This is a genomic window from Kineosporiaceae bacterium, from assembly GCA_016713225.1.
GTDB lineage: Bacteria > Actinomycetota > Actinomycetes > Actinomycetales > Kineosporiaceae > JADJPO01.
Map to the genome: position 1 here is coordinate 54,969 of JADJPO010000002.1, position 22,926 is coordinate 77,894.

At 70.6% G+C, this 22,926-nt stretch carries 20 protein-coding genes; 8 read left to right on the top strand and 12 right to left on the bottom strand.

Features of this window, described 5'->3' with window-relative positions; translation table 11 throughout:
- The first annotated feature begins 106 nt into the window (after positions 1–106).
- Positions 107–619, top strand: a complete 513-nt coding sequence (locus tag IPK24_06365) for a cupin domain-containing protein (protein MBK8075186.1) — start codon at positions 107–109, stop codon at positions 617–619.
- Between the two features lie 23 nt (positions 620–642).
- On the opposite strand, the gene IPK24_06370 is transcribed toward IPK24_06365, so the two are convergent.
- Both IPK24_06370 and IPK24_06375 read right to left on the bottom strand, forming a co-directional pair.
- A complete protein-coding gene (locus IPK24_06370) occupies positions 643–1,587 on the bottom strand; it encodes a hypothetical protein (protein ID MBK8075187.1) in 945 nt (314 codons plus the stop codon).
- 10 nt (positions 1,588–1,597) lie between these two features.
- Entirely contained in the window at positions 1,598–2,620 is a 1,023-nt protein-coding gene (locus IPK24_06375; GenBank protein ID MBK8075188.1) for a hypothetical protein, read from the bottom strand.
- A gap of 265 nt (positions 2,621–2,885) precedes the next feature.
- Here IPK24_06375 and idi point away from each other — a divergent pair, with 265 nt between their 5' ends.
- Complete coding sequence (gene idi, locus IPK24_06380; GenBank protein MBK8075189.1) at positions 2,886–3,455, top strand: isopentenyl-diphosphate Delta-isomerase; 570 nt, start codon at positions 2,886–2,888, stop codon at positions 3,453–3,455.
- 11 nt (positions 3,456–3,466) lie between these two features.
- Here idi and IPK24_06385 read toward each other — a convergent pair whose 3' ends face one another.
- Entirely contained in the window at positions 3,467–5,458 is a 1,992-nt protein-coding gene (locus IPK24_06385) for a hypothetical protein (GenBank protein ID MBK8075190.1), read from the bottom strand.
- Positions 5,459–5,780: 322 nt separating this feature from the next.
- On the opposite strand from IPK24_06385, the gene IPK24_06390 reads away from it, so the two are divergent.
- Positions 5,781–6,218: a PPOX class F420-dependent oxidoreductase gene (locus tag IPK24_06390; protein MBK8075191.1), complete on the top strand. Its 438-nt coding sequence runs from the start codon at positions 5,781–5,783 to the stop codon at positions 6,216–6,218.
- Positions 6,219–6,243: 25 nt separating this feature from the next.
- Here the strand turns inward: IPK24_06390 and IPK24_06395 are convergent, their stop codons facing one another.
- Together IPK24_06395 and IPK24_06400 are read right to left on the bottom strand one after the other, a co-directional pair.
- A complete protein-coding gene (locus IPK24_06395; protein ID MBK8075192.1) occupies positions 6,244–7,128 on the bottom strand; it encodes a diacylglycerol kinase family lipid kinase in 885 nt (294 codons plus the stop codon).
- A gap of 10 nt (positions 7,129–7,138) precedes the next feature.
- Entirely contained in the window at positions 7,139–7,864 is a 726-nt protein-coding gene (locus IPK24_06400) for a TIGR00266 family protein (protein MBK8075193.1), read from the bottom strand.
- Positions 7,865–8,175: 311 nt separating this feature from the next.
- Here IPK24_06400 and IPK24_06405 point away from each other — a divergent pair, with 311 nt between their 5' ends.
- Positions 8,176–9,066, top strand: coding sequence for a hypothetical protein (locus IPK24_06405; GenBank protein MBK8075194.1), 891 nt, complete (start codon positions 8,176–8,178; stop codon positions 9,064–9,066).
- Positions 9,067–9,143: 77 nt separating this feature from the next.
- Positions 9,144–10,373: an alpha/beta hydrolase gene (locus IPK24_06410; GenBank protein MBK8075195.1), complete on the top strand. Its 1,230-nt coding sequence runs from the start codon at positions 9,144–9,146 to the stop codon at positions 10,371–10,373.
- A gap of 94 nt (positions 10,374–10,467) precedes the next feature.
- On the opposite strand, the gene IPK24_06415 is transcribed toward IPK24_06410, so the two are convergent.
- Positions 10,468–12,012, bottom strand: a complete 1,545-nt coding sequence (locus tag IPK24_06415; protein ID MBK8075196.1) for a GGDEF domain-containing protein — start codon at positions 12,010–12,012, stop codon at positions 10,468–10,470.
- 269 nt (positions 12,013–12,281) lie between these two features.
- Positions 12,282–13,082 (bottom strand): enoyl-CoA hydratase/isomerase family protein, encoded by an 801-nt coding sequence (locus tag IPK24_06420; GenBank protein MBK8075197.1) that lies wholly within the window; start codon positions 13,080–13,082, stop codon positions 12,282–12,284.
- A 47-nt stretch (positions 13,083–13,129) separates the two neighbouring features.
- Here IPK24_06420 and IPK24_06425 point away from each other — a divergent pair, with 47 nt between their 5' ends.
- Positions 13,130–14,359 carry a CoA transferase gene (locus IPK24_06425; protein ID MBK8075198.1) on the top strand — a complete coding sequence of 410 codons (1,230 nt, stop codon included), beginning with the start codon at positions 13,130–13,132 and terminating at the stop codon, positions 14,357–14,359.
- Here IPK24_06425 and fgd read toward each other — a convergent pair.
- Positions 14,347–15,396, bottom strand: coding sequence for a glucose-6-phosphate dehydrogenase (coenzyme-F420) (fgd, locus tag IPK24_06430; protein ID MBK8075199.1), 1,050 nt, complete (start codon positions 15,394–15,396; stop codon positions 14,347–14,349). The genes IPK24_06425 and fgd overlap by 13 nt on opposite strands.
- Before the next feature lie 64 nt (positions 15,397–15,460).
- Between fgd and IPK24_06435 the strand changes: the two genes are divergently transcribed.
- A complete protein-coding gene (locus IPK24_06435; protein ID MBK8075200.1) occupies positions 15,461–16,084 on the top strand; it encodes a YgjV family protein in 624 nt (207 codons plus the stop codon).
- Here IPK24_06435 and IPK24_06440 read toward each other — a convergent pair.
- The 3 genes from IPK24_06440 to IPK24_06450 form a co-directional block, all read right to left on the bottom strand.
- Positions 16,017–16,853 carry a DUF4037 domain-containing protein gene (locus IPK24_06440; protein ID MBK8075201.1) on the bottom strand — a complete coding sequence of 279 codons (837 nt, stop codon included), beginning with the start codon at positions 16,851–16,853 and terminating at the stop codon, positions 16,017–16,019. The two genes, IPK24_06435 and IPK24_06440, sit on opposite strands and share 68 nt — an antisense overlap.
- A 19-nt stretch (positions 16,854–16,872) precedes the next feature.
- Positions 16,873–18,159: a citrate synthase gene (locus IPK24_06445; protein MBK8075202.1), complete on the bottom strand. Its 1,287-nt coding sequence runs from the start codon at positions 18,157–18,159 to the stop codon at positions 16,873–16,875.
- Positions 18,160–18,306: 147 nt separating this feature from the next.
- Positions 18,307–19,872, bottom strand: coding sequence for a PrsW family intramembrane metalloprotease (locus IPK24_06450; GenBank protein ID MBK8075203.1), 1,566 nt, complete (start codon positions 19,870–19,872; stop codon positions 18,307–18,309).
- Positions 19,873–20,088: 216 nt separating this feature from the next.
- Between IPK24_06450 and IPK24_06455 the strand changes: the two genes are divergently transcribed.
- Entirely contained in the window at positions 20,089–20,526 is a 438-nt protein-coding gene (locus IPK24_06455; protein ID MBK8075204.1) for a pyridoxamine 5'-phosphate oxidase family protein, read from the top strand.
- A 154-nt stretch (positions 20,527–20,680) separates the two neighbouring features.
- Here the strand turns inward: IPK24_06455 and IPK24_06460 are convergent, their stop codons facing one another.
- On the bottom strand, positions 20,681–22,906 hold the full coding sequence (locus IPK24_06460; protein ID MBK8075205.1) for an MMPL family transporter: 2,226 nt from the start codon (positions 22,904–22,906) through the stop codon (positions 20,681–20,683).
- Positions 22,907–22,926 lie beyond the last annotated feature (20 nt).

Below are 22,926 nucleotides of genomic sequence, written 5' to 3' on the forward strand. Positions count from 1 at the left end.
ATGACACAGAGGGCGTGCCAAGGCCGGTTGATACGCCGATGGGCGCGTGCGCGGACGACGTGAGACGGTGCCCGGGCAATGAGCCGGCCACCCTCCCGGAGGCGACATGAGCACCCTCGACCCGCGCTACACGTCCTATCCGCCCGCCACCTATCACGGCGAGACCGGTGAGGTCTCGGCCGTGCTGCGTCGAGCCGATACGCCGCCGGAATTGACCTATCGCCACGGCGGCACGGTCGGCTACCTCGCGACGAACGTGCTGACCGACAACCAGTTCGGCCTGTACCGATGGACGTTCGGCACCGGGGTGAGCGGCCCGGACCCGCACTTCCACCGCACCATGTCGGAGTCGTTCTTCGTGCTCGACGGAACGGTGCGGCTGTTCGACGGCGCCAACTGGATCGATGCCGGTGCCGGCGACTTCCTGTTCGTGCCCGCCGGCGGCGTCCACGGTTTTCGCCACGAGTCGGACGAGCCGGCCTCGATGCTCATCCTGTTCGCCCCCGGCGCCCCACGCGAGGGCTACTTCGAGACGCTGGCACAGGTCGGCGAGGGCCTGACCATGACGGACGACGAACGGGCGGCCTTCTATGCCGCGCACGACAACATCTGGCTGTGATCGAGGCCCGGCGCGGCTCTCGGTCAGGGTGGGTCGTTCTGGAACTGGAACTGCACTCGAACCGAGCCGTCGTCGATCGGCAACACCAGGGTGGAGTTGCTGGCGCTCCAGGTATCCGGCACCAGGAACATCAGGTTGTCGCCCTGGATCAGCAGCCGCAGCCTGCGGTAGCGGTAGTGGAACGTCTGATCCTTGGCGGTGGAGGCAGCGTTGGTTGCGGTGGCCGCGGTTGTCTTGGTCGGCGTCGCCGAGTCGAGCCGGCTCTCGAGGATCCCCGGCGAACGCAGGTACAGCTTCTCGCGGGTGTCGACGATGACGGCAGGCAGCTGATCGAGGTGACGGGCCGTCGTCCGGGCCTCGCCTCGCCCGATGGACGGCGCCAAGGTGGCCGCCGCCCAGAACACTCCGCCGATCAGGACGACGTACAGCGGCAGCACCGTGGTGGGCCCCGACGGCGGACGCCGGCCCAGCCGGGTCTCGAACCGCAGGCCGGCCAGGGAGGCGGTGGCTCCTGCGGCGTACAGCGCTGCGGTGACCAGCGGGAGCAGCGCCCAGTCCCGTAGGGCGCCGAGGGCGAACACCGCCAGCAGCACCGTGCCCAGGCTCATCGCGGCCACCCCGCCGAGCAGGACCACCCGCGACAGGGTGTGCCACCGGCCGGCCGCGGCACCGACCGGATCGGCGTCGATCCGGCGCAGGGCCGCGGCCTGCCCCGCCATCACCGCCGCTGCGAGCAACGCCAGGATCAGGGCCGGCAGCACCAACGGGGTGGGACTGCGCATCACGTAGTCCTGGGTACTGAGCCCGATGGTGGCGACGTCCAGTCCGAAATAGGCGTACTGCGCCTTGGTGAAGGCGTATCCGAAGTAGAACAGCAGCGCGGTGAACAGTGTGGTCGGGGCGATCAGGGCCGTGGCCGTGGTGATCAGCTGGTGCACCCGGCCCGTCTCGGCTGCCGTGTCGCTCATCGGTGCGCGGTCAGCTTGCGGCCGACGAGGCGGGTGAGCTGTCGGACGACGCGTCGCCGGCCGGGGACTTGTCGGCCGGGGACTTGTCCGAGGACCCGCCCGCTGAGGACTCGCCGGCGGAGGACTCGTCGGCGGACAAGGGACTGCTCGCGGCGGGGGGCGAGGGCTTGTCCGCCGCACTGCTCGATGCCGCCGCGGACGTCGACGCGGTCGGCTTCACCGCAGTCGGTTCCGGCCCAGTCGGTTCCGGCGCAGTCGTCTCCGGCGGGTAGGGCACGCTCAGCGAGACCTGGGAAGAGCTGTTGCCCACCTCCAGCTCGAACGTCCGGCAGGCGGCGAGTTGGCTCGGCGGGCAGGGCATCTCACCGGACAGGATCAAGGTCACCGAGCTGCCGGGGTCGCCGCTGCCGCTGGCCTGCACCGGGATGTAGCAACTCCTGCGACCGTTGTCGATCTCGTTGGCGGTGAAGGCGAAACCGCTCAGGCACAACGGAGACCGACCCGCACAAGCGGACCCTCCCACGCTGAAGGGGCCATCGGGCGAGAAGGCGTGCCCGGTGATCCTCACGCGCAGCCCAGGCGGGGGCACCCTCGAACTCAGCCACGAGACCTGGACGCACTGCTGTGGCCCGTCCGAGCCGTCCGCCGAGTCGCCACCCATCGGCAACGACGGCAGGGACAGCACCGGCTCGCCCGCACGGGTGGGTTGTGGTGCCTCCGGCCCGCTGCCTTCGGGTGGTGGCTCGGCCGCGCCACCGGGGTCGGCGCCGGCGGATGCGCCGTCCTGACCGCCCGCACCCCCCTGGCCGACCGCTCCGTCTCCGGAAACCCCACTGCCGGAATCGGATCCGGGATCCGATGAAGCCCGACCATCGAGGCCGACCTGGCCGCTGCCCTGGGGGTCGGTGGAGGCGGCCACGTTGTCCGAGGCGAGAGCTGCCGGCTCGACCTGGATCGGGTCGGCCCCGCACCCGGCCAGCGAGAGGAGGAGCGCCACCACGGCGCTCTCTCGACACAGGTTCGAGCGTTGCATCGCCGCCACCTCCTCGGCAGCGGCCTTCGATCTCGACCCCTGCGGTGGACGGGGATCCGACGAAGGCCTCGGGCGGGTTGCAGACAAGAGTCCGGTGCCTCGACAGCTGATACCCCGGGTGGCGACCACCACGATCAGACCCAGCACCGCGAAGGTGATCAGGTGCACCATGAAGTGCCGGTTGGCGGCGGTTCCACGGTGACGTGCAGTCGCTGATCCATCACTCGAGATGCCGCTACCGGATGCACTGGCTTAGGGTCTGCGCATGAATCGCGAGGGCTCGGCGGACACGTACGACCGGGTGGACACCGAGGCTGAGTACGTGGTCCTCGCCGACGACGCCGGTCGCAGCATCGGCACCTGTTTGAAGTCGCAGGTGCACACCACGGCCACGCCGCTGCACCTGGCCTTCTCGTGCTGGCTGCTGGACGACGCCGGCGGGGTGCTGCTCACTCGGCGAGCGTTGACCAAGCGGACCTGGCCAGGGGTGTGGACCAACGCGTGCTGTGGTCACCCGGCGCCGGGGGAGAGTTTCGAGGACGCCGCACGTCGTCGGGTCCGGGGTGAGCTCGGGATCGAACCGGTGGGACTGCGGCTGGCGCTGCCCGACTTCAGGTACACGGCGACCATGGCGAATGGCGTGCAGGAGAACGAGATCTGCCCGGTCTTCGTCGCCACCACCGGCGATGCGCTCCGGCCCGATCCCGATGAGGTGGCGGATTGGCAGTGGACCGACGTGGCCGCTGTCGCTGCCCGGGTGGAGGCCGGCGACGTGACCCTCAGTCCGTGGCTGGTATTGCAGTTCCCACAGCTGATCGCCGGAGGGTGGCTGTAAGGCGATCTCGCTCAGAAGGGTGGGTGTTCGCTCTCGGTCCGGATGACTCTGCCGGTGGGGGTGACCCATTGGGTGATGGGCAGTCCGGTGCCGGGGTCGACCAGGGTGGGCGTGAAGCCTCGGTCGCGGAGCCGGTGGTGGTGCTTGCACAGGGGGTGCAGGTTGCACTCGCACGTCGGGCCGCCCTCGGCGTGTGGGGTGCGGTGGTCGACTTCGCAGGTGATGGCGCGGCGTCGGCAGCCGGGGAACGTGCAGCACTGCTCCCGGGCTTGGACCAGTTCGCGCAAGAGCCCGGTGGCGGTGCGGACCAGGGCGTGGGGTGCCTTGCCGATACCCAATACCGTGCCGTGGGTGGGTGAACCGGGGGTGTCGTCGGTGACGAGGCACCGCCAGATGGCGGTCGCCCCCATGCGGTGGAGTCCGGCGAGCAGTTCGCGGATGGCGTCGGCGGTGAGTGGTCCGTAGTCGTTGGCTTCGCCGATGCCGTCGGCGCCGAGGACGGCGGACAGGGGCACGGTGATGTGGACGCGGGGTCCGGGCAGGGATGCGAGCGAGTCGGGCGTGAAGGGTTGGGGTGGTCGGCAGCCTGTTGGGCTGGCTGCGGCGGTTGGGGTGCCGGTGCCGGTGCGGGCGTGGGTGTCGGGGGCGTCGTCGTTGGCCTCGGTGTCGAACTCGGCCTCCGGCTCGGCGTCGGGCGCGGAGGCGGCGTCTGCCGCCGATTCGGCGTTTGCGTCGGGCTGGACCCCTGCCTCCGCCTGGGGCTCGGGCTGGGCCTCGGCCTCATGGTCGGCTGCTGCGCTGGAGGGGTATTCGGTCTCTGGTTCTGGCTCGGTCGCGGGATCGGTGGATGCGCTCCCGGTCCCGGCGCTGGGGTGGGTGCCGGTGATGAGGTCGGTGATGATGTCGGCGCGGACTGCGGCCGCGGGTCGGGGCTGGTCGGGGTCATCGCCGGCGGAGGCGTGGGCGAGCAGGGCCATCTGGATGGCTTCGATGTCGGCGACCGAGGCGGTCAACGTCATCCGCCCAGTCCCTGGCCCGGCGGTACGGAAGGCGACCCGGCGATGTTCGACGTTGTCGGCGATCTGTTCGGCCAGGTCCCGCGGATCAGCCTTCGCGACCACCCGGTCCAGCCACGCCGCGAGCTGACCGTAGGTCAGGGCGACCACCTTGACCAGGATCTGCGGTCCCAGCCGGGTCAGTACCTCGGCGGGTAGGTGGCGGGTCTTGGCCTGGACCAGGCGGGCGGTGTCGATGTCGACCTCCCCGGTGGCAAGTAGGTGCCACAGGCCGGGTAGGCGGGTGGGCAGTTCGCGCAGGGTGTCCACCCGGGCGGCCAGGGTGGACTCGGCGATCACGCAGGTGGTGGCGGTTTCGGCGATCGCGGCGCGGTAGCCCAGGTCGTGGTCGGGGAAGACGGGTTGGGCGTTGACCGGGCTGTCCGCATCGTCGGCGGCGCCGTTCTCCCACCGGGTGACCAGTTCTTCGGCGGCGATGGTGGCGGCGAGTTTGGCCCAGGTCGCCAGGCGGCATCCGGCGGCGGCCAGGTCGGCGACGGCCCGGTCGGGTAGATCCGCCAGGCACCCCAACTCCACGCCCGCGTCGGGGTCGGGCACCGACAGGGCGGCCAGGTCACCGACCGCGGTCTGCACCGCCGCCGCCAACCGGGCACCACCCACACCGGCCAGGGCCGCCACCAACCCGTCAGGGGCGGCGCTTACGTCGTTCGATGCGGTCTGGGCTTCCGGTGCGTTCCCGGTGGGCGGTGTGGTCAGGGCGGCCACGGGCACCAGCTCGGCCAGGTGGGTACACCGCTCGGTGAGGCGGGCGATCCGTCGGGTGGCCCAGTCCTGTTCCTCACTCAACCGGTTCACACGCCGCTCCAGGCGACCACACGCCGTCCGCAGTTCACCGTCGCGCGCCCGCAACAGGGCGCACTCCGCGCGCAGCGCAGCGACCTCGTCGGGGTCACCCGACTCGGCGAAGCAGGCCAGCATCACGGACATGAGACCAGTCTAATCGAACATATGTACGATGACAAGAGGGTGAATCATCGCGTATCGAGGGAGAACCGACTCGTGACATCGCCCCGTGCCATGCCTGCATCTCGCGGTGAGCAGGAGGGGCAGGGAGGGGGGCAGGGGGCATTCACTCGTGGCACCTGGCGCACCTGGCGCACCTGGCTCACCCGAGGTCCCGACGCCGAGGCCGGCTCGCCGATGAGATCACAGCCCCTACTGTGATCTCGCACCTGGCCGGCCACGATGTGCACGATTGCCTGATCACCGAGGTTGCGCCGGCACCTGAGAGGAAGCGGCATGAGTGAGCATGGGTGAGACGGCGCCGGACCCCGGAGCGGCACTCTGGGCGCTGCTCGCGGCGGGGCGGCTCGGCGTCCTGGCCACGATCAAGCGGGACGGTCGCCCGCAGCTGTCCACCGTGGTCTACCGGTTCGAGCCCGACCAGCGCCGGATCACGGTGTCGATCACCAGCGGCCGGGCCAAGACCGCCAACCTGCGCCGGGACCCCCGGGCGGGGTTGCACGTGTCGTCGTCCGACGGGTGGTCCTACGTCGTCGCCGAGGCGATCGCCGAGCTCTCGCCGGTGGCACAGGCCCCGGGTGACGCAGTGGTCGATCAACTGGTCGAGATCTACCGTGCGGTGGCGGGGGAGCACTCCGACTGGCAGGAGTTCCGCGAGGCCATGGTCGTCGAACGCCGGTTGGTGCTGACGCTGCCGATCGATCGGGTCTACGGCATGGCCTGACCAGGTTGATCAGCCGCCGGGTTGATCAGCGATCGACGGCCACGGCCAGCGCCCCGGGCGCCACCTCGAGGTGCAGTTCGCTCACGTCGGGGAACGTGTCGCCGTCCAACTGCACCGTCACCGGGGTGGCCGAGGCGATGGTCACGCGTCGGGCGGCGGTATAGCGCAGGGCGGGGACGTCGCGGCGCAGGCCGGTCAGCCCCTTCACGGCGATCGGCAGCCACTGCCAGGGATACCGCACCGTCACCTCCATGACGTCCAGCAGTCCGTCGTCCAGTCGGGCCTCGGGGAACACCACGATCCCGCCGCGTACCCGGCTGCAGTTGCCGGCGAGCACCGCCCAGGCCTGGACGGCGCGCGGCGGCGCGTCGTCCAGGCTCACGGTCATCGGGATCGGCCGACGCAGGGCGTGCCGGACGCCGGACTCGGCGTAGGCCAGCCATCCCGCGTGGTGCTTCAGCCATTCCCGGGTCTCTCGCGCCGTGGCCGCGTCGTGCCCGATGCCGGCCAGCACCAGGAACAGGTGACGCTCGCCGTCGAAGCCGGCCCAGCCGGCGTCCAGCGCCGTGGTCGGGCCGGTCAGGGCAGTGGCCACCACGCGATCGAGCCGGTGGCCACCCAGGCCCAGGTTGTGCGCGAACAGGTTGCCGGTGCCGAGCGGCACGATCCCCAGGCCCACGCCGGTGCCGGCCAGTTCACGGGCCACCTCCCGCACGGTTCCGTCGCCACCACCGACCACCACACGGTCGGCGCCGTCGCGCAAGGCCGTGCGGGCCTGCGGTCCACCGGGTTCGGCCACGGTCGTGGTCAGCACGTGGGGGGCGGGCCAGCCGAGGGCCGCGATCTGGTCGCGGATCACCTCGACGGCCCGCTGCGCCTGCCGCTTGATCGGGTTGATCACCACCGTCACGCGGCAGTGATCAGTCACCCCCGAACATCCCGAGGCCACCGATCCCGCCCTGGGGGTTCTGGCTGGGCGTCGAGGCGGCGACCCACTGGGTGAACGCTGCCGGGTTGCGGGACTGCACCAGCACCCTGCCCGGGCCGGTGAAGTCGAAGACGAAGCCCTCGCCGGTCTTCATCGACTGGAACATGCGGCCCTCGACCGCCTGGCGCATCCGGAAGGTGATGTGCAGGTCGTAGGCGACGACGTGCCCGGTGTCGATGGTCACGCTCTGCCCCGGCTCGAGGTCGAAGAAGTCGATCGCGCCGTACACGCTCACCAGGGCCTCGCCCTGACCGGTGGCGCGCAGACCGAAGCCGCCCTCGCCGCCGAACAGGTTGGCCATGCCACCCCACTGGGTGTCGACCTGGACGCCGTGCGAGTTGGCGATCCAGTTGCTGCGGCCGAGGAAGAACGGTCGCTCAGGGCTGATCGGGATCGCGACGACGTCACCGGGCAGGACGCCGGCGACGTCCACCCAGCCGCCCTGAGCCGGCGCGGTGTAAGTGGTGACGAAGAATGACTCCCCACCCAGGGCCGCCCGCTTGAGGCCCTTGAGGATGCCGCCCTCGGCCTTGGACTGGAGCTGCACCCCGGTCGAGTGGGCGAGCATGGCACCGCCCTCGACCCGCATCGGTTCGCCCGGAGCCAGGTGGCAGCGGGCCACCGTGAACGAGGGGTTGTGTCGCAACTGGACCTGCATGGTGGGTCGTTCTCCTCACGCCGAGGGCCGGAGCGGGTCGTCCGGCCGGTGACCGATCACGTCGGGACAACTACACCAGGTCGCGCGCACCAGGTGTGGTCGCGTGGTCACTGTGGCGCGTCGATGATCGTGAAATCGGCGCCTGCTCAGGCGAAAACAGAACCTTTACTGTCACTGCGTAGTGTCTTGAACACCTTGGGTGCAACCGTGTGCAGCAGCACTCGGGAGACGCTACCTTGGCCCAATCTTCTCGCGCCCGGCTGTATGAGCGGGGTCGTTCACGGGCGTTCTGAAGACCGAGGCCTTCCCCCTTGACTCGGTTTCCGGAGGAGCACGTGTACGCCGATGGTGCAGCCGCGCCCAAAATGTTCCATGCCCTGCTCCAGTGGGCCGTCAACCTCAGGAGCCTGGGCGATCTGCCGAGCGCCTGCTCCGCCGCCGAGGCGCTGTGCCGTGAGGCACAGACCGCGGCCGAGCTGCGCCAATCCCATCGACTCCTCGCCGAGCTGCGCGAGGCGACGGGCGATCTCGCCGGTGCTCGTCAGGTCCGCGAGTTCCTCGCCGACCTGGCGCGACGGGTGGCCTCGGTCGAGCCGACGGCCAACCACCAGGTCGACCTGCTGACCGCGCTGGACGAGCTCGGCGACCTCGCCCGCAAGCTCGGTGACCACTGGACGGTTCTGGAGTGCCACGGCAACCACGGCCGGGCGGCCGTGTTGCGTGAGCTGGTACGTCGTCACGGTGACCAGGTGAGCCTGCAGACGGAGTTGTGCTACAGCCTGCGCCGGGCAGGCAACGCCGCGCGTGAGATCGGCTCGTACGAGGAGGCCCGCAACCTGCTCGAGGAGCGGCTCACCACCGCCCGGGTGACCTGTTCGGCCGACCCGGTGGATCACCGGTTGGTCGCCCTGGTCGCCGCCGCGCTGGCCGATCTGGGCGCGTTGTTGCTGACGCTGCGCGAGCCTCGGGCCGAGGTGCTGCTGCGCGAGGAGCTCGGGTTGCGTACCTGGCTGGAGTCGGTTCGTCCCGGCGACGCCCGGGCCCGCCAGGAGCTCGCCACCTGCCACGTGGCGATGACCGCGGTGGGTGTCGACACCGGTCAGCACAAGGCGATCGCGACCGCCCTGCTCTCGCAGATCGAGCTGGAGGGTGCGCTCGACCCGAGCGGGTATCACCTGCTCAGTTCGCTCCGGGCGGGCTGACCGCGACCTCCCTCCCGCAGGGCAGACATGGCATTGTCATGACCCCCTCTTATCCAGCGGGGCCTAGCGTGGAGCCAGTGAACACCTCGGCAGGCCCCCCGGCCCTGACGCGCCGCGCCGCGCGTGAGCAGGCCGCTCGCCGCCGCACGCACCGCCTCCCCGCGCGCCCGTGGTCGTCCCGCGCCGGTCGTGCCCTGCTGGTGATGGCCGTGCTCACGCCGATCGGCTGGGGTGCCGGCCTCCTGCTCCAGCCCGACGTGGCGGTGACCAACCTGACCGCGGCCTCCTCGGGCGGTACCAGCTCGGCCGGCGGCGCCATGGCCCCGGTGCCGATGGACAGCCTGTCCGCCGGGCCGACGACGGTGAGTCGCGGCGTCGTCCCGAGCCGTGCACCGTCGGTCGCCACCGCCCCGCGACCGAAGACCACGACCCGCGCCACGACGCCGGCGCCGCGCGGCGTCCGGGCCGGGGAGCAGACGCTGGTCGACCTGGCCTATGCCTCCGGCTCGGAGGCGCAGAAGCTCGACCTCTACCTCCCGGCACGTACCGGCACGGCCGTACCGCTCGTGATCCTGATCCACGGCGGCGCTTTCGTGGGTGGTGACAAGGGTGATGACGCCGAACAAGCCGAGGCGTTGCGGGGCAAGGGGTTCGCGGTCGCCAGCCTGAACTACCGACTCTCCGGCGAAGCGCAGTTCCCGGCCGGGGTGCGCGATGTCAAGGCGGCCGTTCGCTGGTTGCGGGCGCACGCGGCGTCCCACGGGCTGCACCCCGATCGGTTCGCGGCCTGGGGCACCTCCGCCGGCGGCTATCTGGCCACGATGCTCGGCGTCACCGGTGATCAACGCACCACCCTGGACGACGCGAGCCTGGGCAACGCCAAGGTCAGCAGCGCGGTGCAGTTGGTGGTGGATCTCTACGGCCCCGGCGACTTCCTGAGCATGGACGCTCAGGCCGCCGATCCCGGGGGATGTGCCGACGGGCCACAGGTCCACGATGCGGGCGACTCCCCGGAATCGCAGTGGCTCGGGGCGCCGGTCCAGTCGGTGCCGGCCCTCGCGGCCACCTCGAACCCGATGCGCTACCTGGCCAAGGCCGCGCACCTGCCGCCGTTCGTGGTGGCCCACGGCAACCGTGACTGCCTGGTGCCCTACGGCCAGTCGCTGCAGTTGGTGGCCGCCCTGAAGAAGGCCGGGGCCTCGGTGTCGTTCACCCTGGTCGACGGAGCGGGGCACTCGGCACCCGAGTTCGACGGCCTCTTCGGCCCCGCGATGAGCGGCCTGGCCCGGCTGGCCCGCCAGCCCTGATCAGCGCCGGTGGATCACCCGCCGGCCACGCCGGCGGGCCGGCAGCAGATGGGACGCCGCGGGCACCGACAGGTGTTCGCGGACCCCGGGCTCGTCAGGAGTGGATCAGTCGGCCCCGGCCGGCGGACTTGGCCGCGTAGAGCCGCTGATCCGCCTGCTGGACGAGCTGGTCGGCCTCGACGGACGGCCCGGTGGCCATACCGACGCTGATGGTGATGCGCAGGCCCTCGACGACCTCGTCCCAGGGGTGGTTGCTGACCCCGGCGAGCAGGTCCTCACCACGCAGCGGAAGGTCCATCCGGGAGGTGCCGGACAGGAAGACCAGGAACTCGTCGCCCCCCATGCGGACCGCGAGGTCGCCGGCCCGGGTGAGTTCGACCAGGACCGAGGCGACCCGGCGCAGCACCTCATCGCCCACCGGGTGTCCGTGGGTGTCGTTGACCGCCTTGAACCGGTCGATATCGATCATGAACGCTGCCACCTGCTCGTCGGCGCGCTCGTGGCGCAGCCGGGTCAGGTGACGGGCGTAGGCGTGGCGGTTGGCCAGGCCGGTGAGCTCATCGACGTAGGCACGTTCCGACAGTCGCTGATTCTCGAGGACGACGCGGGCCAGTTCGATCTGGGTGCGAGCCGCGGCCATGTCGGTCAGATGCGACTGCCACCGTTGCCGGGCGATGGTCTCGGCGTAGCGTCGCCAGGATCGCGCGGGTGGGCTGGCCAGCGTGGTCAGGCTGAGGATGTACGGCCTCATGCCCGCCTCGCTCTCGTGGTCGAGATGCATCAAGGCGATCTCGGCATGAGCCGCTGCGGTGGTGCCGTCGCCGTCGTCCGCGGCCCGAATGGCCTGACCGAGGTGGACGCAGGCGCGATAGCGAGGTCGGTGGAGCGGGTGTAGTCGCTGCAGGAGCTGCTCGGGCGGCTGGTCGTCCGCCTCGCCGGCGAAGGCCGCCATCAGGTAGTCCAGTGCGGCCGTCTCGTCCGCCCACAACGGGTGCATGGTCTGCAGGAACGCCGGCGTGAGTGCGGGGCGTCCGCGGGCGAGTGTGCGGGCCTCCTCGCGGGAGCCGACCTCGGCCAGAGAGCAGGCCAGGGGGACCACGCTCTCGTACTGGTTCAGGACGACGACGCGTCGCGTCAGCTCCGCGATCCGGGCGTACGCGGGGGACACCCCGGCGAGGGCCTCGGCCGCGAGGTCGTGCATCTCGAGGGCGAGCTCCCACAGCCCGCGGGTGTGATACGAGAGGCCGCACGAGGTGTAGGCCATGGGCCGGTCGACCGGGTCACCGTTGCCGTCGTCGAGCAGGGCGACGGCCCTGGCCAGATCACTCGAGGCCGCCGCCCACTCGTGCTCGTCGTGTGTGGGCGTGTAGGCGCGCATCGCCAGCGCGGTGGCGAGGAGGGCGTCGTGCTTCGCCCCTTCGATCGCCGTGAGCATGTCCTCGAGATGCGGTTCCGCGTCCTCGGCCTGGTCGAGCGCCGCCGCGAGGCGGGCGAAGTGCGCCATGAACTCGACATCGATCCAGCCCTCCCGGCGGGCCGACGTCAGCAGTTCGTCGACCTCGCCCGACTGCGGATCGATCTGCGCGAGCTCGACCAACTCGTAGGCCCGGATCTTCGCCGCGCGATGCCCGTCCATCATGATCGATTACTCTCTGTAATCAACCGAGGGCACACTGGGTCGTGTGTGCACAAAGGCACGGCAAAGGGACCGTGGTGGGCCACGCGGTGGATCATTGCACGTCGCGAAGGATCCGCTGCTCAGGTTGCGGTATCACCCTCGGATGGACCAATGGATCAGACGCTGATGACGTGGGATCGATCATCGGTAACGCGTCGTCAGCGTCATGGGTGATCAGGCATCAGCAGAGGCGGCAGGAATACCCTCGGTGATGAGATCTCGGCCCTGGATCACTCTCCGTGGAAGCGCGGGGTCCGGCGCTCCCGGAACGCGAGCACTCCCTCTCGGAAGTCATCGGTGGTCAGCAGCTGCCGTTGCCCGACCTCCTCGCGGGCCAGTACCTGGTGCAGTTCGGGCAGGGTGGCCGCGTTGATGGCAGCGGCCGTGGCGGCCAGCGCCTGTGGTGCGCCATTCGCGAACGCCTGCTCCAGGTGGTGTGCCACCTCGCCGAACTCCTCATCGGGGCAGGTCTGAGCGATCAGGCCCCAGTCCAGGGCCGTCGCCGCCGAGATCTGTTCGCCGGTCAGGGCCAGGCGCAGGGCGCGAGCCCGGCCGGCCGAGGCGGCGACCAAGGCCGTCGCGGCGCCGTCCGGCATCAAGCCGATCTTGTTGAATCCCAACAGGAACGACGCCGACTCTGCGGCCAGGATGTAGTGCGTGGCCAGCGCAAGGGAGAAGCCCACCCCCGCAGCCACCCCGTTCACCAGGCCCAGTACCGGCACCGGACTGCCCACCAGGGCACGGATCGCCCGGCCCACACTGTCCAGGGTCGTGGCACCCACGTCGTCCAGCCCCGACACCGCGTCCAGGTGTGCCCCGGAACAGAATCCCCGTCCGGTGCCGGTCACCGTGATCACCCGGATGTCGGGGCGCGCACCGAGCGCGGTCACGCCGTCCGCGATCGTCTCGAGCATGGCGGCGTCGACCGCGTTCAGGCGTTCGGGGGCGTTCAGGGTGATCCGGCCGACGGCGCCCTCGACCACGATCGTGACCAGTTCGGTGCGGCTGGGCAGTGATGGCGCGGGCGTCATCGGGGCCTCCGGTGCGGGTGGTTGCCTGCCCGTAGAGTAGGCGGCCGATGACCACTGCCACCCCGCCGGGGCCACAGCCCGACCGTCACCCGCCCTCTCCGGAGGCAGGCCGCGGCCCGGGAACCGGTGGCCGGGGACCCTTGGCCGGGCTCGTCGTGGTGGAGTTCGCCGGCATCGGCCCGGCGCCGTTCGCGGCGTTGATCCTGGCGGAGCTGGGCGCGGACGTCGTCCGGATCGATCGGTCCGATGGTGGCGGTGCCTTGTCGAGCGCCCTCAGCGGCCTGAACCGGTCGCGCCCCTCGGTGGCCCTCGACCTCAAGCACCCCGAGGGTGCCGCCGTGGCGATGCGCCTGATCGAGCAGGCCGACGTGGTGCTCGAGGGATGGCGGCCCGGGGTGTGCGAGCGGCTGGGGCTCGGGCCCGAGGACTGCCTGGCCCGCAATCCGCGCCTGATCTACGCCCGGATGACCGGGTGGGGGCAGGATGGCCCGTGGGCGCAGCGGGCCGGGCACGACATCACCTACGCGGCCATCACCGGGGCGCTGCACCTGGTCGGTCCGGCTGAACGACCCGTGGTGCCGGCGAACCTGCTGGCCGACTTCGGTGGCGGAACGATGTACCTGCTCGTCGGGGTGCTCTCGGCGCTGCACGCCCGGCAGGCCACCGGTGCCGGCCAGGTGATCGATGCGGCCATGGTGGACGGCACAGCGTCGCTGGTGACGATGGTGTACGCCATGTACGGCACCGGTTTGTGGCGCGACGAACGTGGCGTGAACATGCTGGACGGCGGGCTGCCGTTCTATGACACCTACCGCTGCGCGGACGGCAGGTTCGTGGCCGTCGGGCCGCTGGAGCCGCAGTTCTACGCTGCGCTGCTCGACGGCTTGGGGCTGGGCGAACGCGAGGACCTGCGCCGGGCACAGTGGGACGAGGCGACCTGGCCCGAGCAGCGGCGGCTGTTCACCGAGCTCTTCGCCACGCGGACCCGCGACGAATGGGCGGCTCGGTTCGACGGGAGCGATGCCTGTGTGGCCCCGGTGCTGGGACTGAGCGAGGCGCCGTCCCACCCGCACCTGGCCGCCCGTGGGGTGTTCACCGAGGTGGACGGCGTGGTGCAACCCCGGGTGGCGCCGCGGTTCTCGGCCACCCCCGCGGGCGAGCCGACGCCCGCCCGGTCGGCCGGCGCCGACACGCGAAACGTGTTGCTGGCGCGGGGCTTCAGCGAGGTGGAGGTCGACGGTCTGCTGGCGTCGGGGGTCGTCGTTCAGATCGACTGAGGCACGAGTTCACGCAGGCCCGGCAGCACCTGGTCGGCGAAGGTCCGCAGGAAACGCTCCTGGTCATGACCCGGGCCGTGCAACACCAGATGGTTGAACCCGAGGTCGGTGTACAGCTTCACCGCTCCGACCACGTCCTCGGGTCGAGAGGCGACGATCCACCGGGTGGCCACCTGCTCGATGGGCAGGGCGTCGGCGGCGGCCTCCATCTCGGCGGGGGAGTGGATCGAGTGCTTCTGCTCCGCGGACAGCGACAGCGGCGCCCAGAACCGGGTGTTCTCCAGGGCGAGGGCGGGATCCGGGTCCCACGAGACCTTGATCTCGATCATCCGGTCCACGGCGCCCCCGGTGCGGCCGGAATCGGAAACTCCTTGGGCCACAGCGGGAATCAGCTTGTCCGCGTACAGTTCGCGACCCTTGCCCGAGGTGGCGATGAAGCCGTCACCGACCCGGCCGGCGTACTTGGCGACCACCGGGCCGCCGGCGGCGATGTAGATCGGCACCACCTGGTCCGGGCGGTCGTAGATCGCGGCATCCGCGGTGCGGTAGTAGGTGCCCTCGAAGTCGACCCGATCCTGCGTCCACAGCCGACGGATCAGGTCGACCGCCTCGCGCAACCGGGCGAACCGCTCCTTGAACTCGGGCCAGGCGTCCTCACCGGTGCCCACGGCCCCGACCGCCACTTCGTTGAGCGCCTCCCCGGTGCCCACACCCAGCATCACCCGACCCGGGGCGAGACAGGCCAGCGTGGCGAACGACTGGGCGATGATCGCGGGGTTGTAGCGGAACGTCGGGGTGAGCACCGACGTCCCGAGCAGCACGCGCTCGGTGCGGGCCGCCACGTTCGACAGCCACACCAGCGAGGACGGCGCGTGCCCGCCGGTCAGGCGCCAGGGCTGGAAGTGGTCCGAGATGGTGACGCTGTCGAGGCCCACCTGTTCGGCCAGGACGGCGTAGCGCGCCAGGTCCTGGGGGCTGAACTGTTCGGCCGAGGCCTTGTAGCCGATGCGCAGGGGGGTCGAGCCGCCGGTCGTCATGGCGTTCAGCATGTCATCCGCGCAGGTGAAGGGCTCGTCCGGGCCGGGAAACTAGCATGGCCGGATGCCCTCTTTCGGTAGCGTCGAGCTGATCGGCTACCTCGCCTCGGCCCTGGTCGTGATCTCCCTGGCGATGACCTCCGTGGTCCGGCTGCGGGTGATCTCGCTGGCCGGCTCGGTCGTCTTCGTGGCGTACGGCCTGCTGATCGGATCGATCCCGGTCGTGATCACCAATGCGTGCATCGCGATGCTGAATCTCTGGTTCCTGCGCAAGGAGTTCTCGCGCTCGGGCCGCGATCTGGGCGCCGTCCCGATCGCCGTCGATGCTCCGTTCCTGCTCGACTTCCTGCACAGCCACGACGCCGACATCCGGCAGTTCCAGCCGGACTTCGCCGGGGTGACACCGGATTCGTGCGCCTGGCTGCTCACCCGTGACGGTCTGCCCGCCGGGGCACTGGTGGGGCGTCGCGAGGGCGATGAGCTGGTCGTCGTCCTCGACTATGTGCTGAAGCCGTACCGCGACTCACGTCTCGGACGGTGGCTCTACGGCCCGGGTGCGCGGGTGTTCCGCGACATCGGCCTCACCCGGCTGGTCGCCCCGGCCGACACCGCCAGTCACATCAGCTATCTGCGGTCGGTGGGCTTTCGCCCCGAGAGCTCGGGGATGGTGCTGGACCTTCAGGGATGAGCGCGACGAGGTCGGCCACCAGGCCGGCCAGGGCGGTGGGCAGCCGGGGATCCCTGGCCCCGAACTCGGCGATCTGTTCCCACCGTTCGCGTTGGCCGGCGACCCGGACGGCGCAGCGCTCACCGTGGTCGAGCAATCGCTTCTCGCCGGGGTGATAGCGGCGGTTCAGCGCGAACAGCAGGGCGAACCAGACCAGCTGCACGCTGTAGCGGCGGTGTTGGACGAACAGCAGGTCCCCGCGTGAGCGGGCCTTCGTGAGCTGGCCGAGATAGGCGTGCAGCAAGCCGGGGAGCACGTCGAGTTGACGCCGGTAGGTCGCCGGCGGGTAGTCGGCCAGCCGGGCGCGCAAGCTCGCCAGCTCGCCGTCCGGGTCGGCCAGCAGCGGGCCTGCGGTCACGCTGTGCAGAACCGCGGTGGCGAACGCCTCGCCGTCCAGGCCGACCTCGATCGCTCGGTCGATCTCGGCGCGCAACGGGTCGAGTTCGACGTAGACCAGCTCGACCGGGACGCCGTCCAGGATCGCGTGATCCTCGAGGCCCCAGGCCGTGAGTTCCCGGACCGGGCCGGCCTCGTCGAGGGCCGGGGCCAGGACGGCCGCGCGGTCGGCAGCTGCAGCCAGGGGCGAGCGCCAATAGACGTGCAGGTCGATGTCGGAGCCCGCGTCGGCCATCCCCGTGGCATGCGAGCCGCCGAGGGTCACGGCCTTGACCCCCGCGATCCGGACGGCGGCGTCGGCGAGCCGGCGCACGCCGTCCGGGATCGGGGTCATGACGCAGAGGGGAGGCGGATCAGCCGCGAGCGTCGCGCGGGACCCACTCGCTCTGGGTGTTGCCGATGTATACCTGGCGCGGCCGGTAGATCCGCGACTTCGGGTCGTCGTGGATCTCCTTCCAGTTGGCGATCCAGCCCGGCATGCGGCCGATCGCGAACATGACCGTGAACATGTTGGTGGGGATGCCGATGGCTCGCAGGATCATGCCCGAGTAGAAGTCGACGTTCGGGTAGAGCTTGCGCTCGATGAAGTAGTCGTCGTTGAGCGCGGCATCCGCCAGCTCGGTGGCGATGTCGAGCAGCTCGTCGCCGCCGCCGCTCTGGGCGAGCACCTTCTCGGCGGCGTCGCGCAGGATCTTCGAACGCGGGTCGAAGTTCTTGTAGACCCGGTGGCCGAAGCCCATGAGCTTGACGCCGTCCTCCTTGTCCTTGACCTTGCGCACGTACTCGGAGACCGGGATCTTGCGCTCCTTGATCTCCTGCAGCATGTCCATCACCGCGACGTTGGCGCCACCGTGCAACGGACCCCACAGTGCGCAGACCCCCGCGGCGCAGCTGGCGTACATGTTGGCCTGGCTCGAGGCCACCATGCGCACCGTGCTGGTGGAGCAGTTCTGCTCGTGGTCGGCGTGCAGCAACAGGAACAGGTTGAGCGCCCGCGAGACCTCGGGGGACGGGTGGTACTCGTGATAGGGCTGCGAGAACATCATGTGCAGGAAGTTGTCGACGTACTTCAGGTCGTAGCGCGGGTGCATGATCGCCTGGTCGATCGAGGACTTGTAGCTCGCGGCGGCGATCGTGCGCACCTTCGAGATCAGCCGGGCGGCGACCACCTCGAGCGCCCAGTCGTCGTCGATGTGGGCCTGCGGCTCGTGCACGCTGAGCGAATTGATCATGGCCGACAGGATGGCCATCGGGTGCGCGTTCGGCGGGAAGGCGTCGAAGTGCTTGCGCATGCTCAGCGGCATGGCGGAGTTCTCGGTGAGCAGGTCACTGAACCGGTCGCGGTCCGCGGGGGTCTGCAGCTTGCCGAAGATCACCAGCCAGGCGGCCTCGATGAACGAGCTGTGCTCGGCCAGCGTCTCGATGGGGATGCCGCGGTAGCGCAGGATGCCGGCGTCCCCGTCGATGTAGGTGACGGCCGACTTGCACGACCCGGTGTTGCCGTAGCCGTCGTCCAGGGTGATGTAGCCCGTCGTGTCGCGCAGTTTGCTGATGTCGATGGCCAGCTCGTTCTCGGTGCCCTCGACCACCGGGAAGTCGTGCGACGTTCCGTCGAGCTCGATGCGACAGGTGTGGCTCATGCGATGGACTCCCTCATCCTTACGGCCTGGTGGGGCCAGGATCGACGTGCACTGCTGGTGCAGTTCCAGAGGCTCAACCTACGCAATGGTTCCTCGTTGGTCACCCAGCCGGTCGCTGGGTGTCGTGGACGGGCCGACGAGCGGAGCTCAACGGCTGCCGACCGGCGGCACGCTCGGTTGCAGAGCTGTGGCCTGCGGCAGGCCGGGACCGCCGCGGGCGGCGTTGACCTGGGTGGCCTTGATCTGCTTCAAGCCTGCGGTGACCATGCCCAACACCAGAACCCATGCCGTCACCCCCAGTGCGGCGTACTTGAGCATGAACGGCAGTTGGACGCCGAAGTCCCAGATGGCGTGCAGTGCGATCACCATCGCGAGCACCCGCAGCACCCGCAGGTCGACCAGCATGGCCGGGCTCATGCCCCGATCGCGCTTGACCCGCCACAGGGCACCGGCGGCCAGGGCGGTCCACACCACATGGCCGAACGGGGCCAGCGCCCCCCGCAGGAAGATCACGGTGATCGCCGGGCCGACCCCCAGTCCGGTCTCGTTGCTCTGGCTGAGCATGGTCGTCATGGCATAGCCGGCGGACTCGAAGGCGGCGAAACCCGCGCCGACCGCGGCCCCGAACAGCATGCCGTTGAGGATCCAGGGGTAGCGCAGGCCGGGCATGCGCAGGGCGATCACGAACACCGCGAGCAGCTTGCCGACCTCTTCGAGGATGCCGGTGAGCAGCGGTCCGAGGATCGCGTTCTGACTGTTGCCGAACTGGATCAGTACCAGCGTGATCGCCAGGGAGATCACGCCGCCGATCAGGAAGGCCCGGGTGATGGCGTAGAGCGAGATGTTGCGGGGGGTGTTGAGCTCGAAGAACAACACCAGCACCGAGAGCGGGACGGCGAAGCTGCCCACCACCAGCAGTCCGGGCAGCAGGTTGTAGTTCTCGAAGATCTCGACCAGGGCCACGAACCCCAGGAACAGCATCGAGGCGGTCGCGTACAGCCGGACGAAGATCCACGGCTTGGGCCAGTCCGAGAGCACCTTGTCCAGTGGTGGCGTGAAGCCCGGTAGTCCGGTGGCGAAGGTCTGCTCCAGTTCGTCCTGGCTGTGTTTGCGCAAGGCCAGGGACATCAGCTCGCGGGGACGGAAACCGGTGATCCGTTCGACACCGGCGAAGTCGGCCAACCGGTCGGCGAAGGCGTGCAGCCCGCCGCGTTGCGCCTGGTGCGCGGGGTAGCCGTAGCCGTGGGGCGCGCCCTGCGGGGGTGCGTAGGCGGCGGCGTACGGGGCGGAGTACGTCGCATGGCCGGGGTAGGAGGTCTCGGCCGGCGTTGGTGCACTCGGCCCGGCGCCGGGGTGGTGCATGCCCTGGTGCTGAGGCATGCCCTGGTGCTGAGGCATCCCGGGGGCAGGCCCGGGGCTGGGCTGGGGTAGGGGGCTGGGTGCGGGCAGGGGAGTCGATGCGGGCGCGGGAGCGGCCGTCGGCCGGGCGACCGGGCCGGGGGTGGGCGCCGTCCGTGCCCAGGGTGCGGGCGCCGGCCCGCCTGATCCGACGATCAGGGGCGCCGCCTGGACGGCGGGCAGCCAGGTGCTGCCGCCGTCCGGCCAGAACAGGGTGGTCTCGGGCAACTGCCGATGGGTGACCCAGTGACGCACGTGGTCCACCGGATGCGGGCCCGAGGTGAACCCGTCGACGTTGATGAACCAGTTGGCCACGCCTCGACCCCCGTCGGACTACCCGCCGACCCGCGGTGCGGGCCGAGCTCTGCGCAAGGACACGCGCACACGGTAACCCGCTCGGAGCCCTCGGTGTCGCCAGGGGTGGGCGGCGCCGTTTGTCCGGTCGGGGGAACCGCGGGAAGGTGGGGCGTGTCACGTCGGGCCGTCCGGCCCGGGCGTTCAGCAGGTTCGGGGGGACGAGGGGTGGACCAGATGGCGGTGTTCGAACCGGACGAGCAGATCGAGACCCTCGACCCGGCAGCGTGTTCCCGGCTGCTGGCCGCAACCCAGGTCGGGCGCCTGGCCCTGGTGGCGGAGGGCAAACCGAAGATCATCGTCTTGAATCACCTGGTGTATCGCGAGGGGGTGTTCTTCCGCACCGCGCCGGACGCCTGGCTGGTGCGTCACCTGACCGACGAGGGGCCCGGCGGGGGGCCGGGGCTCGAGGTGGTCTACGAGGTCGACAGCGCGTCGGCGGCCGGTCGCTCGGGCTGGTCGGTGATCGCCACCGGACGGCTGCACCGCGAGGACGACGCCGAGCTGGTCGCCCTCGCCCACCGCAAGCTCGAAGCGTGGGCGCACGGCGACCGGGACGTCGTCCTGCGGCTTCACGTCGACGAGCTCACCGGACGACGCGTCGGCCCGGCGTAGCCCTTCTCCCACCTGACCACCGCCGGTCACCTGGCCCCACCGCAAACCCGCTCATGCTCCGCGGGTGCCCCGTCATGCTCCGCGCAGGAAGCCCAGGTGGGCTACCAACGGAGCATCGAGCGCCAGCCGCGGAGCATGAGCGGGTTGGGTGGGGTCAGTGGTGCAGCACCGGGATCCAGCGCGGGCCGGTGTGGGCGCGTTGTCCGAGCAGGGCCAGGACGCCGGGCAGCAACACTCCGCGCACCACGGTGGCGTCGATCAGGATTGCGCTGGCCAGACCGATGCCCAGCTCCTTCATCTCCAGCGACGACAGCGTCGCGAAGATCGCGAACACTGCCACCATGACCACGGCCGCGCTGGTCACCACCCCCGCCGAGCGGGCCACACCGAGCCGCACCGCCTCACGCGGCGTCGCGCCGGCCGAGTAGGCCTCGCGGACCCGGCTGACCACGAACACGTGGTAATCCATCGACAACCCGAAGAGGATCACGAACAGCACCAAGGGCAGCCAGGAGGCGATCGAACCGATCGAGGTGAAGTCGAACAGCCCCTCGGCCCAGGTGTGCTGGAACACCAGGGTCATCACCCCGTACGCGGCTGCCACCGAGAGCAGGTTCAACCCCACCGTGGCCAGGGCGAGGGCGGGTGAGCCGAAGGCCACCAGCATGACCAGCAGGGTCAGCACCAGCACGAAGGCCACCACCGGAACCAGTCGGTCGGTCATCCAGATCGCCAGGTCGGACCCGGCTGCTGCGCCGCCCACGTTCACCTCGGCGCTCACCCCGTTCAGGTTCGAGGTGATGACCGGCACCACCTCGGCCCGCACCCGGGCGACCACGTCGTCCATGGCCGGATCACTCTCCTGCAACGGCACCGCCAGGGACAGCACGTGCACCGTCCGGTCGGTGGAGGCGGTGATCTCCGGGGCCTCGCCGACCACTTGGCCGGTGCGCAGCGCCGTCCGGAACCCTTGGGCCAGAGCGGATTCCACGCGCTCCGCGGCGCTGGCCGGGGTCTTGACGACGACGTCGACCGTGGTGCCGTCCTGGGGGAACGCGGCGGACAGTCGGTTGTAGGCGTCCACGGTGGCGAAACTGCTGGGCAGGCTCTCGGCCCCGGGCAGCGCCGTCCGCATGCCGAGCGCCGGGAGGGCAAGCGCCACGAGCGCGACGGCGGCCACCCCCGACCACACCGCGGGACGCTGAGTGACCATTCCCGCCAGCTTGGCCCAGAATCCGCTCACCCCGGGCGAGCGCAATGTGACATCACGCTCGCTGGACGAGTGCAATGTGACATCGCGCTCATCGGGGGCGGGGGCGGGGGTGGGACGGCGGCGGAAGGGGAGACGGAGGGCCTCGACGCGGTCGCCGAGCAGGCCCAGCACGGCGGGCAGGACGGTGGCCGAGGCCAGGACGGCGACCGTGACCACGAGCACGGTGCCGACGGCGATCGAGGTGAACAGGCCACCGGCGACGAGCATGCCGGCCATGGCCACCACCACGGTGATCCCACTGATCATCACGGCGCGTCCGGCGTGGCGGGTGGCGATGACGACCGAGTCGGTGGCCGAGTACCCGCGGGCACGCTCCTCCCGAGCCCGGCGCAGCACGAACAGGGCATAGTCGACGCCCACGGCCAGCCCGATCAACAGCACCATCGGCTGGGCGTTCGGGTGGACCGGGATCAGGTGCCGCGAGGCCAGCGCGGTCAGGCCCAGGGCCGTCGCGACCGCGGCGATTCCCAGCAGTACCGGCACGCCGGCGGCCACCACGGCGCCGAAGGCGAACAGCAGGATGGCCAGGGTGACCGGCAGGCTGACCAGCTCGGCGCGACGGAAGTCGGCGTCCAGTTGCTCGCCCACCTCGGCATTGATCGACCCGGGGCCGACCTGGCCGATGCGCAACTCGGGGTGCGCCGCGGCGACGCGCTGGGTGGCCTCGAGCATCGGCCCGACGGCGTCCTGGGCGCTGACCGCTCCGGCCGGCGGTTCGGTCATCGTGTCGGGCGCGGCGTCCAGCGCCACCGGCAGCAGCAGCACCCGGCGATCCGAGGAGAGCACCGGATCGGACACGGCGGCAATGCCTTTCAGCCCCCGATACGCGGCGCGCAACTCGGTGGCGACGGCGGCCGCCGTGGCCTCGTCCAGTACCGGCGCGGGAGTGCCGGGGCGGCTGATCACGACGTTCTCGATCGGTCGGTCGCCGAAGTCGGCGCTGGCTCGGATCTTCTCGGCCCGTGCGGAGTCACCGATCAGTTGCTCGGCCGGGGCGGTGGTCTTCAGGCCACCGGTCAGCAGGACGACGGCACCGGCGACGATCAGCAGCGCGCCGAGCAGCGTCGTCCAGCGATGCCGCAGGCTCCAGCCACTCGCGCCGCGCAGCGGGGGGACGGGATCGAGCG